Below are 18,030 nucleotides of genomic sequence, written 5' to 3'. Positions count from 1 at the left end.
ACGGCTGCTCCTCAGAGCAGCTTGTCGATCTCTGCCTTGATCGAATCATATGTCTGTTCGCCCTCGAGGAGCTTGCCGTTGAGGAAGAAGCTCGGCGTTCCCTTGACGCCGAATTTCACGCCGCCATCCCGGATTTCCATGATGCCCTTGGCGAGCTTCTCGTCACGCAGCGTGGCGTCGAATTTCTCTTGGGTGAACCCCGCCTGCTTGGCGATGTTGAGAAGCCCCGTCGCGGGGTCCTGTGCCCATGTTTCCAGCGTGTCGAAGAACACGTCGATCAGCGGGAAATAGGATTCCTTCGGCGCCGCGCGGGCGATCATGAAGGCAGCCAATGCCGGATCGTTCAGCGGAAACTCACGGAAAACAAAGCGGATCTTCTTGGGATCCACATAGTCTGCCTTGAGCTTGGGCCAGACATCCTTGTGGAAGGCGGCGCAGTGCGGGCAGGTGGCGGAGGCATATTCGACAATGGTGACCTTGGCCCCTTCGTCGGCCCCCAGCGCCATGTCGCCAAGTGCTGGCGGCTTCAGGAGTTCGGCCGTGTTGACATCGGCAAAGGCGGGCCTGATTGCGGCGAAGGCCGCGAAAGCGGCACCGGCCTGGAGAAGAGTGCGGCGGGAGATCATGTTCATGACGGTTACCTACTAGATGTTGGGGGTTGAAACAAAAGTATTATTTGCCTTGTGGAGAACTCTGCGAGGCGGCCACGCCGCGCCCAAGCCGTTCCAGCGCATCTTTCAGGGGCCCGTCTTCCATACCTGCAAGCTGCTGTTCGCAAATGGGTTTTTCCGGCAAGGGCGGGGGAAAACGGCGGCGTGATTTCAGTTCCGTCCCCTGCATCACCTTGATCTGGACCACCGCGCCATAACCAAAAAAGCTGTTGATTCTTTGGATGATGCGGGACGCTTCATATTGTAGTTCCAGCGCCCGGCCGGGCGCAGCGCGGATCACCAGCGTGCCGCCGTGCTTTTGGGCCTGCTCGCCTGAACCCCTGGGCCAGCGGATGCGCTCCGGCGCCGAAACGTCAGCAAGTTCCGGCCCGACGATCACTTCCCAATTCGACACCACATCCGCCGCGGCGAAGCCATAGCGGGCGAAGGCGGCCTTGGTGATTTCGCGGAAATGCTTGGACAGGGTTTCCATTGCCGGTTTCGCTGGCTGATCTATATCGTCTGGGTTTCTAGATTGAGCGTGATCTTGCTGCAAAACCGGTTCCCGCTTTTGCGGATCAAGCTCTAACAGGAGTCGTTTGTTTGCGCAGCAGCATGGCCAGAAAAGGGCCGGAAACACAGAAGTCATTACAACTTCTTCACTGGTATGACGTGCATGCCCGCGTGCTGCCGTGGCGCGCAGCCCCGGGTGTTAAGGCTGATCCCTACCGCGTCTGGCTCTCGGAGATCATGCTGCAGCAGACAACCGTGCAGGCGGTGAAGGCCTATTTCGTGAAATTCGTAGCCTTATGGCCGACGGTGGACGCACTGGCGAACGCGCCCCTCGATGATGTGCTGAAGGCCTGGGCGGGGCTTGGCTATTATGCGCGCGCGCGCAATCTCCATTCCTGCGCCAAAGCGGTGGTTTCCCGGTTTGGCGGGCGCTTTCCGCATCTCGAGGATGAACTGCGCAGCCTGCCCGGCATCGGCCCCTACACGGCGGGAGCCATTGCCGCCATTGCCTTCGGCGGGCGCCATGCGGCGGTGGATGGCAATGTTGAACGCGTCATCAGCCGGTTCTATGCGATCGAGACGCCGCTTCCCGACTCGAAGCCGGAAATCAGGGAAAGGACGCAGGCGCTGGTGCCGGCGCAGCGGGCGGGGGATTTCGCCCAGGCCATGATGGATCTGGGTGCCACGATCTGCACCCCGCGGACCCCAAACTGCCTGATCTGCCCATGGTCACAAGATTGCCAGGGGCGGATCACCGGCCTGGCGCCAGGCCTTCCCCGGAAGAGGCCCAAAAAGGCGATTCCCTTGCGGCGCGGCACGGCCTTCTGGATCGAGCGCAGTGACGGCGCCGTTCTGCTTCGGCGCCGCCCGGAACAGGGCCTGCTCGGCGGCATGATGGAGGTGCCGTCCACGCCCTGGGGCGATGCCGCGGAGAATCCCGAACAATTTGCCCCTCTGGCTGCAGATTGGCATCCACTACAAGGTAGGGTCGAGCACACATTTACCCATTTCCACCTCGAACTGGAGGTGTGGCGCGCGGAGATAGTGATCGACGGTCTATTGCGTGACGAAGGCGACTACCGCTGGACGCGGCGTGAGGATCTTTCAGGTGCAGCTCTGCCCACCGTCATGCGGAAACTGGTGGCTCTTGTATTGGGCGAGTCGGTTAAGCCGAACAAGATCCGCTAGAAACGCTCCGGAGAAATATCGGCCAGCACCAGCCCCTCATCCATGATGTCTGCCGGCGGTGCTTGTCCCATCACGAGTGCCGCGGCAAGGCGAGACAGGGCAGGAGAGGACTGAATGCCATAGCCGCCCTGGCCGATCAGCCAGAAGAAGCCGTCTACCCGCGCATCATAGCCTACGACTGGGCATCCGTCGGGCGCGAAGGAGCGCAAGCCGCCCCAGCTGCGTTCGACTCGGGTCACCGCATAGTCGACGGCTTCTTCGAAGCGCGCGATGCCCTCCGCCAGTGTCAGATCGTCGGCATAGGCGTCATGAGGGTCGACCGGGGTGGCATCGGCCGGCGAAATGAGAAGCTTTCCCGATTGCGGCTTGCAATACCAGGTCTCGCCCACATCGCCCACCAGGGGCCAGCTCATGAAATCCTGATTTTCGGGGCCCTGCACCACGGCCATGGAGCGGCGCTTCGGCTGAAGGCCAATTCGCTTGCGCCCTGCCATTTCCGCCACTGCGTCTCCCCAGGCCCCGGCTGCATCGACGATGATCTGTGCGCGGAGTGTTTTACCCTTCGTGTGCACGGTCCAGCCTCCGTTCCGTTCCAGCGCCGTCACCGCGTGGTCGCAGTGAATTTCGCCGCCGCGCTGGCGAAACAACTTCAGGTAGGATTGGTGCAACAGGTCCACATCAATATCCGCCGTACCGCCATCGAGCACCGCGCGTCTTGCATAGCCGTCCCGCAGCGGCGGAAACTTCTCTTTGGCGGCAGCAATGGGAATTTCCACCATTCCCTTCTGGATGGCCATCAGCCGCTCAAAGGCCTCTTCCTGTGATTCGGGCGCGAAGAACAGTGTCTCGCGGGGTGTGAGGAAGCCCCCCTGCCGGAAATGCGCACCGGCTGCGCGCGTCAGCGCCAATATGGGCGGCGGGCCGTAGTTCGGCTCGTAGGCCGCAGCGGAACGTCCTGTGGTGTGGTAGCCGGGGCGATCCTCCATCTCGCAGATTGCTGTGCGGCGGGTTTCGGCCAGATGGGCTGCCACGGAAGCGCCGGCAATACCGGCGCCGATGACGATGATGTCGAATTCGGTGTTCATCGCTCCACATAAGCGGCGCGCTGGCTCTTGCGCAAGAACGCCCCGCCGTTCCATCATAGGTGCCATGACAAGTGTGACACTGCATTTCCCGCTCGACGATTATCAACGGCGCATCGCCAAGACGCGAAAGGCCATGGAGACGAAGGGTCTTGACCTCATCCTGGTCTCGGATCCCTCCAACATGTCATGGCTCACGGGCTATGACGGCTGGTCCTTCTATGTGCACCAAGGCGTTTTGCTCGGGCTCGATGGCGAACCCGTCTGGTGGGGCCGGGGCATGGATGCGTTCGGCGCCAAGCGCACAGTCTTCATGCACCACGACAATATCGTGGGCTATGACGACACCTACGTGCAAAATCCGGCCAAGCACCCGATGGAGCAACTCGCCAAAACCATTGCGGCACGTGGCTGGGAAGCAGCGCGGATTGGTGTGGAGATGGACAATTACTGGTTCTCCGCCGCCGCCTTCGAAACCCTTCGGAGTCATCTGCCCAGCGCCCAGTTCCATGATGCGACCGGGCTCGTTAACTGGCAGCGCATCATCAAGAGCGAGCATGAAGTGAATTTCATGCGCCGCGCAGCTGCCATCGCCGATGCCATGCATGCGAAGGTGATCGAATTGGTGGAGCCAGGCCTGCCGAAAAACGTGCTTGTCGCCGAAATCCAGAAGCAGGCAATCCTCGGTGCGGGCGGGCACTGGGGAGACTATTGCGCTTTTGTGCCGATGCTGCCCTCAGGCCTTGACGCCACTGCGCCGCACCTCACCTGGGACGACCGCCCTTTCAACAACAATGAAGGCACTTTCTTCGAACTCGGCGGCTGCTACCGGCGCTATCATGCCCCGCTGTCACGTACCGTTTATCTGGGGGCACCGCCGCAGAAGTTTCTCGATGCCGAGAGCGCTGTATCCGAAGCAACCGATGCGGGGCTCGAGAAATGCAGGCCGGGCGTCACCTGTGGCGAAGTGGCGGAGGCGTTCTTCGGCACGCTGCAGAAGCGCGGCTTTCACAAGGACTCGCGCGCGGGCTATTCGATCGGGTTGTCCTATCCGCCGGACTGGGGTGAGCGCACCCTCTCCATTCGCCGCGGAGACAAAACGGTGCTGGAGCCGAACATGACGCTCCATTTCATGCCGGCCCTGTGGCTCGATGACGGTGGCATCGAGCTCTCGGAATCCATCCTCATCACCGCAGATGGCGTTGAGTGCCTGTGCAAGACGCCGCGCAAGCTGGTCGTCAAGAATTGAAGGAAAAGAAAGTGGCTCCTTTCAATAAGCCCATTTCAGGGCTCGTCACGCCGCGCTTCGGCGGCATCGCCACCTTCATGCGCATGCCCCATGTGCCGCTCGAAGAGGCAGAAGGGATCGATATCGGTCTCGTGGGGATTCCATGGGATGGCGGCACGACGAACCGCCCCGGCCCCCGCCACGCCCCCCGCCAGATGCGGGACATGTCGTCCATGGTGCGCCCGATGCATCAGACCATGCACACGGTGCCCTCAGAGATTGCCAATATAGCCGACCTCGGGGACTGCCCGGTCAACCCTGCGGATGTGAACGATGCGCTGAAACGGGTGGAGACCTATTTCAAGGCGCTCGTCGCCAAGGGCATTCGCCCGCTCTCGGCGGGTGGGGACCATCTGTGCTCGCTGCCCGTGCTGCGGGCTGTGGGCGGGACGGCACCTGTGGGCATGATCCACTTTGACGCCCATACCGATCTCTATGACGGCTATTTCGGCGGCTTTAAATATACCCACGGTACGCCCTTTAGGCGGGCGATCGAGGAGGGTGTCCTCGACCCTAAGCGCACGATCCAGATTGGCTTGCGCGGCTCCATGTATGACCTCGAAGATTTCGCCTGGGGTGAAAAGATGGGTGTGCGCATGGTTCGGATCGAAGAGGCGTTGGAGAAAGGCCCCAAGGCCATAATGGCAGAGGCGCGCGCCGTGGTGGGAGAAGGCCCCACCTACGTGAGCTTCGACATCGACATGCTGGACCCGGCCTACGCCCCCGGCACCGGAACGCCCGAAATCGGCGGCTTCACAACCTTCCAGGCCCAGCAGATGCTGCGGGAGCTCCGTGGACTTAACATCATCGGCGCGGATGTGGTGGAAGTGTCCCCGCCCTTTGATCCGACAGGCGTGACGGCCCATGCGGGCGTGACGATGATGTTCGAAATCCTATGCTCGATGGCCGAGGATGTGGCGAAGCGGCGGAGGTAACGCTACCGCTCGAACAACCGGCCCCATTGCGGCATGACGTCGTCAACCCCTGCAAGGCGCAGCGCGTGCCAAGCCATAGCGTGGTTCGAGGAGGTGATGGGAACACCGGTTTCTGTCTCGATGTCACGTGCAGCTTCCGCCAGACGCACCGAAGTGCAGGAGACGAAGACGGCATCGACCGCCGCGTGCGACAGGATCGTCTGAACGCCGCGCTTCACTGATGCCGGCGTAATGCGTGACACGACCCCATCATCCTGCTCATTGAAAGAGCCGAAGACCGGGACGTCGAAGCCGCGCGCCTGAATGTAGTCTGCGACGATGCGGTTCACGTCGGCGCGGTAGGGCGTCAGCACGCCGATTCGCTTTGCCTTGAGCGCATGAAACGCGGCGAAGGCGCCTGTGATGGGTGTTGTGCATTTCGCATCGGGCCTGACGGATCGGATTCGCTCGAACACCTTTTCCTCCCCAATTGCCATCGAGGCGGAGGTGCAGCCATAGGCGACCACGTCGAGCGGGCTTCCCGGCAGGATCACGTCCGTGGCGGCGGCAATGCGCGGTTCCATGGCGCGGAGCGTTTCCGGCGTGATCTGGGCGTCGTTCAGAATGCGGCTTTCATAAAGCGCGACACCTTTGAGGCCTGCCATAATGGCGCGCCATTCATGTTCGATGGTGAAGTCCGTGGCGAGAACCAGAAGGCCGATGCGCGCGCGGCTGGCGATGCCTGCGTCGGTTTCGAAGGGCAGGTGTTCGATTAACTGCATAGTGTCTTTGCCGGGCGACCTGTCGTTCATGCGCGTTCTCCCCAGAATGCAGGATTCCTACCAGACAAAGAGGCTGCCTCCTATAGTTCCCGCCACATGATTCGACTTGCTCACCGCATAGCGGGCCTGCCCGCCGCCGCACGTGGCGCGCTCTCCTTGGCCGCTGGCGCCATCAGTGCGATGGGGCTGCCGCCCTTCGACCTTTGGCCCCTGGCTTTCATCGGCTTCACGCTCTTCCTTCTGCTGCTCGAAACGGGAAAGCGGGTGACCTGGCGGAGCGGTTTCGGCATCGGCTGGCTGTTTGGCCTTGGCTATTTCGCGCTCGCATTTCACTGGATCGGCTTTGCCTTTCTGGTCGAGGCGGCCACCTATCTCTGGATGATGCCCATCATGCTGGGGATCCTCGCGGGGGGCATGGCGATCTATTGGGGTCTTGCTGCCGTGCTGGCCATCCGCTTTGGCGGCGGGGGGCTGCGGCTGGCCTTGAGCTTCGCAGTGTTCATAGCCGTGGCAGAGTGGCTGCGCGGCCACCTGTTCACTGGGTTTCCCTGGGCCGCACCCGGGCTAATTGCGGACGGCATGGGCGGGCTTGCACAGGCCGCATCCGTCATCGGGATGACGGGATTGACGCTCCTGATCGTGCTGTGGGCCGCATTGCCCTATGTGCTGCTCGTCGAAAGCCGCCGGCGTTCGCTGGCGGCCGTCGCGCTGTTTCTGTTGCTTCCCGCCGCCTGGGCATGGGGTGACCTGCGCCTAGCGGCCGCACCCGGCGCCACGGTTCCCGGCGTTGCGCTCCGCATTGTTCAGCCCGACGTGCCGCAGCAGGAGAAGTGGCGTGAGGACAACGCCCGGGCAATTTTCGACACTCTCTTGCGGCTCTCTTCCATGCCTACGCGTGAGCGGCCGGAGGGAATTGGGGGCATCACCCATGTGATCTGGCCCGAATCCGCTGTACCCTTCCTGATTGATGAAAGCCCGGCCGCCAAGGCGGAGCTCCAGCCTCTGCTCGGTGGCCGGACGGTGCTGATCACGGGCGCAATCAGGCTTGACCGTAAGCCGGATCAAGAGCCTGACGTCCACAACAGCATCATCGTCTTTGATGGAAATGCCGAGCCAGTGGCACATTATGACAAGTGGCGGCTGGTGCCCGGGGGCGAGTTCCTGCCACTCGGCTGGCTTCTGGAGCCCTTAGGCTTCCGCAAGGTGGTGAAGACCCCGGGAAGCTTTGTGGCGGGCCCAGGACCCATCACGATGACGTTGCCAGGGGGCCTCAGGGCCGCTCTCAGCGTTTGCTACGAGGCAATTTTCCCGGACGCGCTTATAGCAGACGGGCCACGCCCGGAGCTCATCCTCAATGTGACCAATGACGGCTGGTTTGGACGCTCCACCGGACCCTGGCAGCATCTGGCACAAGCCCGTCTGAGGGCGATTGAACAGGGACTTCCGGTGATTCGCGCCGCCAACACCGGCATTTCTGCGGTGATTGATCCCTATGGCCGCGTCGTTTCCCACCTGCCCCTGATGGAGCAGAGCGTGATCGATTCTGCGCTTCCGGTGGCACTTGATGGCACGCTCTACGGGCATTGGGGAGATTGGACCCTCTTTTTGCTCGCAGCGGTGGCGTTTGCAGCGGCATTATCGGTGAAAAATACGACTAGAACGGGATAAGTTGACGTTGGAGGACAGTTTTCGCATGACGCGGCCCAGTTTTGGGGTAAAAGGAATTGCGCGCTGAGATTAGGTATATTAAGCCAAACAGGCTTGAGGAATTGCAGACAAAGTCATGACGGACAACTTTGTAGCAGTGTCAGGCATCAGACCGGGGGGCACAAGGTCTGAGGATAAAATGACAAGACGCGATCCGAACTTTGTCGACGTGCATGTGGGCAGCAGAATCCGCATGCGCCGCCAACTTATTGGCATGAGCCAGGAGAAGCTGGGCGAACTGCTTGGCATCACCTTCCAGCAGGTGCAGAAATACGAAAAAGGTGCAAACCGCATCAGTGCGAGCCGCCTTTACTTTACTGCCAAGATTCTTGGCGTCCCGGTGCAGTTCTTCTTCGAGGAGTTGCCGGGCGTTGAGGAGCATGGCGGCATGGGTGAGGCCCGCGAGGAAGATGCCGTGCTGTCTGCATTGATGAATGTCGAAGGTGTGACACTGGCGAAGGCTTTCCGTGACGCTGATAGCGTCAACAAGCGGAAGCTCATCTCCACGATCGCCCGCGTCATCGCAGAAACCAAAGAGTAACATCCGGGGGTCACCCCTGCGTCATCCCGCCTTGACCAGCGCTTGCAACGCTGCCAAAAAGCGCGCGGATTTAAGCAAGGGGTTTGGGATTCCAGATGGCACGCAAAAATTACGTGTTCACCAGCGAATCGGTGTCCGAGGGTCATCCCGACAAGGTGTGTGACCGGATTTCCGACGAGATCGTTGACCTGTTCTACCGCGAGGCGTTGGAACAGGGCTTCGACCCCTGGTCAGTGCGCGTGGCTTGCGAAACCCTGGCCACGACCAATTATGTGGTGATCGCGGGCGAAACCCGCGGCCCCGCCTCCGTGACCAAAGAAAAGATCGACGCCGCAGCGCGGAAGGCCATCAAGGACATTGGCTACGAGCAATCCGGCTTCCACTGGGAAACGGCAAAGATTGTCATCCTCCTCCACAGCCAGTCCGCTGACATTGCCCAGGGCGTGGACTCCGGCGGAGAGAATAAGGAAGAGGGTGCCGGCGATCAGGGCATCATGTTCGGCTATGCCTGCGATGAGACCCCGGAATTGATGCCGGCGCCGCTGTGTTATTCTCACAAGATTCTCAAGCTGCTGGCGGACGCCCGGCACTCCGGTGTGGCGAAGTCCCTGGGCCCTGATGCCAAGAGCCAGGTGAGCGTGATCTACAAGAACGGCAAGCCCATGGGCGCGAGCCAGATTGTCGTCTCACACCAGCACCTGGATGAAGACCTCACCTCCAAGGATATCCTCAAGCTGGTGAAGCCCTATGTGAAAAAGGCGCTGCCCAAGGGCTGGATCACGGATGAGACCATCTGGCACGTCAACCCAACCGGCAAGTTTTTCATTGGCGGACCCGATGGCGACACAGGCCTTACCGGCCGCAAGATCATCGTCGACACCTATGGCGGTGCGGCACCGCATGGTGGTGGCGCCTTCTCCGGCAAGGATCCGACCAAGGTTGACCGCTCGGCCGCCTATGCCGCGCGCTACCTTGCGAAGAACGTTGTGGCGGCTGGTCTGGCCAAGCGCTGCACCATCCAGCTCTCCTATGCGATCGGCGTGGCCCAGCCGCTCTCGATCTATGTCGATACCCATGGCACCGGTAAGGTGCCCGAAGCCAAGCTGGAAAAGGCGCTGGCCAAAGTCATGGATCTGAGCCCCCGCGGCATCCGCACGCATCTGAATCTCAACCGGCCGATCTATGCGCGAACAGCTGCCTACGGGCATTTCGGACGCGCTCCTGAGAAGGATGGTGGGTTCTCCTGGGAGAGGACCGACCTTGCAAAGGCGCTCAAAGCCGCGGTGAAGTGATCAGCGGCGGCGAAAAGCGGTTCCAGTTTTATGGACGGCGCAAGGGCAAAACCTTGCGCCGTCATCATTCCGGCTTGGTCGAAGGGCTGCTGCCCCATCTCCGCGTCGCTCTGGATGATCCCTTCAGTGCCATGGGCGGGCGCAGATGGCTGGAAATCGGCTTCGGCGGCGGCGAACATCTGGCACATCAGGCCGAGCTTCATCCCGGCGTCTCATTCATAGGAGCCGAACCCTTCGTCAATGGCGTGGCCAAGATGCTGGCGCTGGTGGAGGAGAAATCCCTCACCAATGTGAAGATCCATGACGCTGATGCGCGGCCCCTGCTGGAAGCGCTGCCCGACGCCAGTTTTGAGCGGATCTACCTCCTTTACCCTGATCCCTGGCCAAAGGCCCGCCACAACAAGCGCCGGTTCGTGAGTCCCGAAACGATCGGCCACTTCCACCGGCTGCTGCAGCCCGATGGCCTGTTCCTCTTTGCCAGTGACATCGAGGACTATGTGGCTTGGACGCGGGCTCACGTGGCAGCGTCTGGCGGATTTGGGGAGGAAGGCGACCCCGCCCAGCCCTATCAGAACTGGATCGAGACCCGGTATGAAGCGAAGGCCCGGCGTGAGGGGCGGGGGTCTTGCTATCTCACCTTTCGCCGAAAGGGCTAAGCCCGCCACACGCCCCCAAAAGCTTCAAACCACCACCCCTTGCGAAACGGGCGGCGGCGGGCTATATGCCGTCCAACTTAGGTTCACTCACATAGCCACGAAAGTGGAGATCGCGAGTGGGTCCCGGTCCGGGGCCCGCTTTTTTTATTGCCTGAAAGGGCTTCGATGACGACCGAAACAGAAACCAGATTATCCCGCGAGACGGGGCCCGCACAGCGGGTGGTGGCCCTGGCCGAGCCGGTGCTGGCCGACTTGGGCTTCAGGCTCGTACGCGTGAAGATGAGCGGACCCACGCTGCAGATCATGGCGGAACGGCCCGACGGCAGTTTCACAATTGAGGACTGCGAGGCAGTGAGCCGCGCACTTTCCCCGTTGCTCGACGTGGAGGACGTGATTTCGAGCCGCTACCATCTTGAGGTGTCGTCTCCCGGCATCGATCGCCCCCTCGTTCGGCCCTCGGATTTCGAGATTTGGGCTGGCCATGAGGCGAAAATCGAAATGGCAGTGCCGGTCGCGGGCCGCAAGCGCTTCAAGGGCAATCTTGAGGGGTATGCGGACGGCGAGGTGCGGTTGTTTATTGAGAACCCAGAGGGCGCTACGAAGGAGCCTGTGCTGATCGGCGTACCCTTTGCTGATATTTCCGATGCCAAGCTAGTTCTAACCGACCAGTTGATCGAAGCCGCAAAGAGCCGTTTGCCCCAAAAGGGCTATGGCGATGGCGCCGAGATCGACGAAGACAAGATTTCGCAAGAGAGGAGCGAAGACAATGGCTGATTATGGCGTAAGCGCAAACCGGCTTGAACTCTTGCAGATCGCCGATGCCGTGGCGCGCGAGAAGTCGATCGACAAGTCCGTCGTTCTGCATGCGATGGAAGAGGCGGTGCAGAAAGCTGCCAAGGCACGCTATGGCGCCGAGAATGAGATCGTCGCCGAGATCGATCCGCGCACCGGCGAGACCAGGTTGCAGCGCCTGCTTCTCGTCGTGGAAGACGTCGAGAATGAAGCGACCCAGATCAGCCTTGCCGAGGCCCAGCGGCGCAATCCCGCGGCCAATGTCGGCGACCAGATTGCCGAATCATTGCCGCCCATCGAATTCGGCCGCATTGCCGCGCAGAACGCCAAGCAGGTGATCGTGCAGAAGGTCCGCGATGCCGAACGTGACCGGATGTATGCCGAGTACAAGGACAGGATCGGCGAGATCGTCCACGGTGCCGTGAAGCGCGTGGAATATGGCAACGTCATCGTGGACCTGGGTCGTGGTGAAGGTATTATCCGCCGCGACGAATCCCTGCCGCGCGAAACCTTCCGCCCGGGTGACCGGGTGCGCGCCTATGTTTATGACGTGCGGCGCGAGCAGCGGGGACCTCAGATATTCCTGTCACGCACCCATCCTGAATTCATGGCCCGGCTGTTCGGCCAGGAAGTGCCGGAAATCTATGATGGCGTGGTTGAGGTCGTGGCAGTGGCGCGCGATCCGGGCAGCCGCGCCAAGATCGCGGTCCGCTCCAAGGATGGCTCGATCGATCCGGTCGGTGCCTGCGTTGGTATGCGCGGTAGCCGCGTTCAGGCCGTGGTGAACGAGCTTCAGGGCGAAAAGATCGACATCATCCAGTGGACTCAAGATGTGGCTTCCTTTGTGGTCAATGCGCTGGCGCCAGCGGAAGTCTCCAAGGTTGTGCTCGATGAGGAATCGGAGCGCATCGAAGTCGTGGTGCCGGATGAGCAGCTCTCGCTTGCCATCGGCCGCCGCGGCCAGAATGTGCGCCTTGCCTCCCAGCTGACCGGCTGGGACATCGACATCATGACGGAAGCCGAGGAATCGGAGCGCCGGCAGAAGGAATTTGCGGCACGGACCGAGCTGTTCGTCTCGGCGCTTGATGTCGATGAGACGCTGGCGCAGCTGCTCGCCTCCGAGGGCTTCGCCAATGTTGAGGAAGTGGCTTACGTGGACGCACATGAAGTGGCCTCGATCGAGGGCCTTGACGAGCAGACTGCGGAAGAATTGCAGAACCGTGCCCGCGAGTTCCTGGACCGCGAAGCCGCCGAACTCGACTCCAAGCGCGTGGAGCTGGGCGTGCTCGACGAGCTGAAGGATATTGAAGGCCTGGCACCCGCCATGCTTGTGGCTCTGGGTGAGGCCGGCATCAAGTCGGTCGAAGATCTTGCCGGCTGCGACACTGATGAGCTGATCGGCTGGACCGAACGCAAGCCCGGTGGTGCCGTGAAGCACAAAGGCGCCTTTTCCGACCTCGAAATCGGCGCGGAAGAGGCAAATGACTTCATTATGAAGGCCCGCATCAAGGCCGGCTGGATCGAAGCCCCGGTCGAGCCCGAGGCCGAGGAAGAAGCGGGCGAGGTGGAAGCCTGATCGCAGAGGACGCACCAGACAGCGACGCGGATCAGCCCTTGGCGGACCGCATGTGCATTCTCACCCGGCAGGTGAAGGACGAGGCGGAGCTGATCCGCTTCGTCCGCAGTCCGGATGGCGTTGCGGTGCCCGATCTGGCCCGCAAGCTTCCAGGCCGGGGTATTTGGCTAAGCCTGGACCGAGAGCTTTTGGACCAAGCGATTTCGCGAAAGCTGTTTTCCAAAGCTTTCAAGGCGGAGACCACAATGCCGCCCGATCTTGGGGGTATGGTTCAGAATCTCCTCCGTCAGCAGGCCCTTTCCCTTCTTTCGCTCGCCAAAAAGGCCGGCGAAGCGGTTCAGGGCTTCATGAAGGTTGAGGAAATGCTGGGCCGGGGGCGGGCAAGACTGCTGTTCCATGGAACGGAAGCTGCACCTGACGGTTGCCGGAAGTTGGACAAGCTGGCAGAGCCCAGTGTCGAAAAAATCGTTCTTTTCGAGATACGCGAATTGGATTTGGCTTTTGGCCGCCCAAATGTGGTACATGCTGCCGTGGCCAAGGGAGGGCTTGCCGAGAAGCTCTCCGCCGCGGTGCGCCGGATCGAGATGTTTGAGGGCCTTGGCATGAGGCCCACCCGAGGACCTGAAGAGAGAATATGACTGACAACAACGACAAAGACCGGAAGCCCGAAGGCAGCCGCCCCGGAGGCGGCACCTTGACCCTCAAGCGCCCGTCGATCGAGCAGAGCAAGGTCAAGCAGAGCTTCGGCGCTGGCCGTTCCAAGACCGTGGTGGTCGAGACCAAGCGCAAGCGCATTGGCGACGACCGGCCCGGTGACGCCAAGCCTGCGTTCCAGCAGCAGGCGCCGCGCGTGACGCCGGTAACACCTGCTCCGCCATCGAACACCCAGACGCCCAGCGCACCCAAGCCGCAGCCCACGCAGCGGTCCGGCGTGGTTCTCCGCACGCTGACTGCCGATGAAAAGGAAGCGCGTGACCGCGCCCTTGCCGGCGCCCGTGTGCGTGAGGCCGAAGATCGCAAGCGCCAGGAAGAGGACGCCAAGCGTCGCGCCGCGCAGGAAGAAATCGACCGTGTCGAGCGTGATGCCGCGGCTAAGCGCAAGGCCGAGGAAGAAGCTCGGCACAAGGCTGAGGAAGACGCCCGCCGGAAGGCCGAAGATGCCGCCCGCAAGCTGGCGCCCAAATCGGCTGCCGCAGCCAATGTGGTCACCCCCGCCACTGTGCCGATGAAGCCCACCACGGGCAAGGCCGGCCCCGCCCCCGTGAAGCGGACCCATGACGAAGAGGAAACCGCACCGCGCCGCACCTTCCCGGGCGCCATCAAGCGCGATGTGAAGGCACCGGTTCCGGCACGCCCCACCAAGACTGCGGATGCTGACAAACGCCGCGGCCGCCTCTCGGTTGTCAATGCGCTGAACGAGGATGACGAGCGCAACCGCTCCGTCGCCGCTTTCCGCCGCCGCACGGAGCGCCTCAAGAAGCAGGTGCAGGGCTTCCAGATGCCCACGGAAAAGGCCACCCGCGAGGTCATCATTCCGGAGGCGATCACCATTCAGGAGCTCGCCAACCGCATGGCCGAGCGCGCTGTGGACATCATCAAGTTCCTGATGAAACAGGGCGAGATGCACACGATCAACGACGTGATCGACGCCGACACCGCGCAGCTGGTGGCCGAGGAAATGGGCCATAAGGTCAAGCGTGTGTCTGAAGCTGACGTCGTCGAAGGCCTTTCGGGTGACACGGACGCGCCGGAACAACTGAAATCGCGTCCGCCGGTCGTCACCATCATGGGCCACGTCGACCACGGCAAGACATCGCTGCTGGACGCTCTGCGCAAGACCAACGTGGTCTCGGGCGAAGCGGGCGGCATTACCCAGCACATCGGTGCCTATCAGGTCGAAACAGCCAGCGGCGTTGTGACCTTCATCGATACGCCGGGCCATGAGGCCTTCACCTCCATGCGTGCCCGCGGTGCGAAAGCAACCGACATCGTGGTGCTGGTGGTGGCCGCCGATGACGGCGTCATGCCGCAAACTGTAGAAGCCATCAATCACGCACGTGCGGCCGGTGTGCCAATCATCGTGGCGATCAATAAGATCGATAAGCCTGCCGCCAATCCGATGCGTGTGCGCAATGAATTGCTGCGCTACGAAATCGTGGTGGAGAGCATGGGCGGTGACACGCTCGAAGTCGAAGTCTCGGCGCTGAAGGGCACCAACCTAGACCGTCTGCTCGAAGTCATCCTGCTGCAGTCGGAAGTCCTCGACCTCAAGGCCAACCCGGACCGTGAGGCTGGCGGCATGGTGGTGGAAGCGCAGCTCGACAAGGGCCGTGGACCCGTCGCAACCGTGCTCGTGCAGCGCGGAACGCTGAAGCTGGGCGACATCTTCGTGGCAGGCTCCGCCTGGGGCCGCGTGCGGGCACTTGTCAATGACAAGGGCCAGCAGGTGAAGGAAGCCGGACCCTCGACCCCGGTGGAGGTTCTGGGCCTCAACTCCGCACCTGAAGCAGGCGACCAGTTCGACGTGGTACCGAACGACGCGCGTGCCCGTGAAGTGACCGAATATCGGGAGAGAAAGCGCCGCGAGACCCGCGGTGCGGCCTCGGCACGTTCATCGCTTGAGCAGATGATGTCTGCCATCAAGGAGGGCGCAACCGAATTCCCGATCCTCGTCAAGGCGGACGTGCAGGGCTCGGCGGAAGCCATCGTGCAGGCACTGGAAAAGATCGGCAATGCCGAGATCAAGGCCCGCGTCATCCATTATGCGGTGGGCGGCATCAACGAGTCCGATATCGGGCTGGCGGAAGCTTCCAAGGCCGTGGTGCTTGGCTTCAATGTCCGCGCATCCACCCAGGCCCGCGATGCAGCCGAGCGTGCCGGCATCGAGATCCGCTATTACAATATCATCTATGATCTGGTGGACGATATCCGCCAGGCCATGGCCGGCAAACTGGCGCCTGAACTGCGCGAAACCTTCCTTGGCAATGCGAAGATCCTCGAGGTCTTCAACATCACTAAGGTGGGCAAGGTGGCAGGTTGCCAGGTCACCGAGGGCACCGTGCAGCGCGGCGCCAAGGTTCGCCTGATCCGCGACAATGTCGTGATCCACGAAGGCACGCTCTCGACCTTGAAGCGCTTCAAGGACGAGGTGAAGGAAGTGCCCGTTGGCCAGGAATGCGGAATGGCCTTCGAGAATTACCAGGACATGCGCGCCGGCGACGTGATCGAATGCTTCCGTGTGGAGAAGGTCCAGCGCACGCTGGATTGATCTGAGATGAGCAAAGGCAGTGTCCCCTCCCAACGCCAGCTCCGCGCCGGTGAACTGATCCGCCACGCTTTGGCGGAGATCTTCCTGCGCGGAGACTCTGGCGACCCTGACCTTGAACGGCTGACGCCAACCGTGGTTGAGGTGCAAATGTCACCTGACCTCAAGATCGCCACCGCCTTCGTGCGAACGCTTCAGCAGGGCAAGGAGAAGCCGCTGCTTGAGGCGCTGAACCGGAACAGGCGATATATTCGCGGCCTGGTCGCGCCAAAGCTCGAAATGAAGTTTACACCCGAAATCCGATATCGCGTCGACACCGCTCTGGATTATGCCGGCAAGATCGATGAATTGCTGCGCAGCCCCGAAGTGGCGCGCGATCTGGAGAAGAAGTGAACCACCGCACCTGTCGCCACCCCCGCGAAAGCTGTGGTCCCGCTTTGGGCGGCGGAAGAGAATCGGGATGCCGGCCTTCGCTGGCGTGACTGTGCTTCTGGCATGAAAAGACAGCGCACCCCAGTTCACGGCTGGCTGATCCTCGACAAGCCCCATGGCATGACGTCCACCCAGGCGGTTGGCAAGATTCGCTTCCTGTTCAATGCTGAGAAGGCGGGCCATGGCGGCACGCTGGATCCGCTGGCATCTGGCCTGTTGCCGATTGCGCTGGGTGAGGCCACCAAAACCGTCTCGCATGCCATGGATGGCCGGAAAATCTACCGCTTTACCGCCACCTGGGGCGAAGAGCGGACGACGGACGACCTCGAGGGCGACATCTCCGCCACTTCCGCCAACCGGCCTTCGAGGGCGAATATCGAGGCTGTTCTGCCGCGTTTCACCGGCGAGATCATGCAAACTCCTCCTATCTATTCGGCGATCAAGGTTGATGGCGAGCGGGCCTATGACCTGGCCCGTGCCGGGGAAACTGTTGAACTGGCCTGCCGCCCCGTCTTGATCGAGGCGCTCAGCCTGGTGGACATGCCAGACCTAAACCACGCCACCTTCGAAGTGATCTGCGGCAAGGGCACGTATATTCGTTCGCTCGCCCGCGACATGGGCCGGGCGCTGGGAACGGTCGCCCATGTCTCCATGCTGCGGCGGGTGGCCGTGGGGCCCTTCACGGAAGCCCATATGATTTCACTGGAAAACCTTACGGAACTCAGCCATAAGGCCGACGGCGGCAACGCCATAAATGGGGCTCTGCTCCCGATCGAGACCGTGCTGGACGGCATCCCGGCACTGGCCATTGATGCGGAACAGGCCCGGCGCCTGAGGCTCGGACAACCCGTCCTCCTCAGAGGTGCGAATGCTCCCATCGCAGAAGATGCGGTTCTGGTGACGAGCGGGGGAAAGCCCGTTGGCATTGGAACGATCGGCGAAGGAACGCTCAAGCCGAAGCGTTTGTTCAACCTTTAGACATCCTGGAGATGACCGATGACTATGACTCCCGAGCGCAAGGTCGCTCTCGTTCAAGAATATGCCACGAAGCCGGGTGATACCGGTTCACCCGAAGTCCAGGTTGCGATCCTCACGGAACGCATCAACTACCTGACCGGCCACTTCAAGACCCACAAGAAGGATAACCATTCCCGCCGTGGGCTTCTGACGATGGTGAGCAAGCGCCGTTCGCTTCTCGACTATCTGAAGCGGATCGACGATCAGCGTTATCAGACGCTCATCAAGCGACTCGAAATCCGCCGCTAAGGCTGAGTTCGATACCTAAGTACGAGCGGGCGGAACACCGAGTAGCTGCCCGCGTCCCCAACACGACGAGTCCGGCAATGGGGCCG

The 18,030-nt window shown here is 61.7% G+C and carries 18 protein-coding genes; 14 read left to right on the top strand and 4 right to left on the bottom strand.

Annotated features, from left to right (window positions below; genetic code table 11):
• Positions 1-11: 11 nt before the first annotated feature.
• Both ACO06F_RS08810 and ACO06F_RS08805 read right to left on the bottom strand, forming a co-directional pair.
• The gene (locus ACO06F_RS08810; RefSeq protein WP_421696314.1) at positions 12-632 is read right to left on the bottom strand and encodes a DsbA family protein; all 621 of its coding nucleotides are present in this window, start codon (positions 630-632) and stop codon (positions 12-14) included.
• 40 nt (positions 633-672) lie between these two features.
• On the bottom strand, positions 673-1,299 hold the full coding sequence (locus ACO06F_RS08805; protein WP_421696313.1) for a DUF721 domain-containing protein: 627 nt from the start codon (positions 1,297-1,299) through the stop codon (positions 673-675).
• A gap of 35 nt (positions 1,300-1,334) precedes the next feature.
• Here ACO06F_RS08805 and mutY point away from each other — a divergent pair, with 35 nt between their 5' ends.
• On the top strand, positions 1,335-2,351 hold the full coding sequence (mutY, locus tag ACO06F_RS08800) for an A/G-specific adenine glycosylase (protein ID WP_421696312.1): 1,017 nt from the start codon (positions 1,335-1,337) through the stop codon (positions 2,349-2,351).
• On the opposite strand, the gene ACO06F_RS08795 is transcribed toward mutY, so the two are convergent.
• Positions 2,348-3,436, bottom strand: coding sequence for an NAD(P)/FAD-dependent oxidoreductase (locus tag ACO06F_RS08795; protein WP_421696311.1), 1,089 nt, complete (start codon positions 3,434-3,436; stop codon positions 2,348-2,350). The genes mutY and ACO06F_RS08795 overlap by 4 nt on opposite strands.
• A 64-nt stretch (positions 3,437-3,500) precedes the next feature.
• Between ACO06F_RS08795 and doeA the strand changes: the two genes are divergently transcribed.
• Together doeA and speB are read left to right on the top strand one after the other, a co-directional pair.
• Complete coding sequence (gene doeA / locus ACO06F_RS08790) at positions 3,501-4,682, top strand: ectoine hydrolase DoeA (protein WP_421696310.1); 1,182 nt, start codon at positions 3,501-3,503, stop codon at positions 4,680-4,682.
• Positions 4,683-4,759: 77 nt separating this feature from the next.
• On the top strand, positions 4,760-5,656 hold the full coding sequence (gene speB, locus ACO06F_RS08785) for an agmatinase (RefSeq protein ID WP_421696650.1): 897 nt from the start codon (positions 4,760-4,762) through the stop codon (positions 5,654-5,656).
• Positions 5,657-5,658: 2 nt separating this feature from the next.
• Here speB and ACO06F_RS08780 read toward each other — a convergent pair whose 3' ends face one another.
• Positions 5,659-6,447 carry a maleate cis-trans isomerase family protein gene (locus ACO06F_RS08780; RefSeq protein WP_421696309.1) on the bottom strand — a complete coding sequence of 263 codons (789 nt, stop codon included), beginning with the start codon at positions 6,445-6,447 and terminating at the stop codon, positions 5,659-5,661.
• A gap of 66 nt (positions 6,448-6,513) precedes the next feature.
• On the opposite strand from ACO06F_RS08780, the gene lnt reads away from it, so the two are divergent.
• The 11 genes from lnt (at position 6,514) to rpsO (ending at position 17,944) form a co-directional block, all read left to right on the top strand.
• Positions 6,514-8,085, top strand: a complete 1,572-nt coding sequence (lnt, locus tag ACO06F_RS08775; RefSeq protein ID WP_421696308.1) for an apolipoprotein N-acyltransferase — start codon at positions 6,514-6,516, stop codon at positions 8,083-8,085.
• A gap of 178 nt (positions 8,086-8,263) precedes the next feature.
• Positions 8,264-8,665, top strand: a complete 402-nt coding sequence (locus ACO06F_RS08770) for a helix-turn-helix domain-containing protein (protein WP_111199604.1) — start codon at positions 8,264-8,266, stop codon at positions 8,663-8,665.
• A 95-nt stretch (positions 8,666-8,760) separates the two neighbouring features.
• On the top strand, positions 8,761-9,957 hold the full coding sequence (gene metK, locus ACO06F_RS08765) for a methionine adenosyltransferase (protein WP_421696307.1): 1,197 nt from the start codon (positions 8,761-8,763) through the stop codon (positions 9,955-9,957).
• Positions 9,954-10,613, top strand: a complete 660-nt coding sequence (trmB, locus tag ACO06F_RS08760; protein WP_421696306.1) for a tRNA (guanine(46)-N(7))-methyltransferase TrmB — start codon at positions 9,954-9,956, stop codon at positions 10,611-10,613. The genes metK and trmB overlap by 4 nt, the downstream gene beginning before the upstream one ends.
• Positions 10,614-10,778: 165 nt before the next feature.
• Positions 10,779-11,387, top strand: coding sequence for a ribosome maturation factor RimP (rimP, locus tag ACO06F_RS08755; protein WP_421696305.1), 609 nt, complete (start codon positions 10,779-10,781; stop codon positions 11,385-11,387).
• A complete protein-coding gene (gene nusA, locus ACO06F_RS08750; RefSeq protein ID WP_421696304.1) occupies positions 11,380-12,981 on the top strand; it encodes a transcription termination factor NusA in 1,602 nt (533 codons plus the stop codon). Before rimP ends, nusA begins: the two co-directional genes overlap by 8 nt.
• Positions 12,982-13,031: 50 nt before the next feature.
• The gene (locus tag ACO06F_RS08745) at positions 13,032-13,619 is read left to right on the top strand and encodes an RNA-binding protein (protein WP_421696303.1); all 588 of its coding nucleotides are present in this window, start codon (positions 13,032-13,034) and stop codon (positions 13,617-13,619) included.
• The gene (gene infB / locus ACO06F_RS08740; protein WP_421696302.1) at positions 13,616-16,249 is read left to right on the top strand and encodes a translation initiation factor IF-2; all 2,634 of its coding nucleotides are present in this window, start codon (positions 13,616-13,618) and stop codon (positions 16,247-16,249) included. Before ACO06F_RS08745 ends, infB begins: the two co-directional genes overlap by 4 nt.
• Before the next feature lie 6 nt (positions 16,250-16,255).
• Positions 16,256-16,639 carry a 30S ribosome-binding factor RbfA gene (rbfA, locus tag ACO06F_RS08735; protein ID WP_421696301.1) on the top strand — a complete coding sequence of 128 codons (384 nt, stop codon included), beginning with the start codon at positions 16,256-16,258 and terminating at the stop codon, positions 16,637-16,639.
• Between the two features lie 102 nt (positions 16,640-16,741).
• Positions 16,742-17,656, top strand: a complete 915-nt coding sequence (truB, locus tag ACO06F_RS08730; RefSeq protein ID WP_421696300.1) for a tRNA pseudouridine(55) synthase TruB — start codon at positions 16,742-16,744, stop codon at positions 17,654-17,656.
• Between the two features lie 18 nt (positions 17,657-17,674).
• A complete protein-coding gene (rpsO, locus tag ACO06F_RS08725) occupies positions 17,675-17,944 on the top strand; it encodes a 30S ribosomal protein S15 (protein ID WP_421696299.1) in 270 nt (89 codons plus the stop codon).
• Positions 17,945-18,030: the final 86 nt, after the last annotated feature.

The organism is Aestuariivirga sp. (assembly GCF_965227715.1).
Lineage (GTDB): Bacteria > Pseudomonadota > Alphaproteobacteria > Rhizobiales > Aestuariivirgaceae > Aestuariivirga.
The sequence above is the reverse complement of the archived record's forward strand: the minus strand, read 5'-3'. Positions and strand labels throughout refer to the sequence as shown.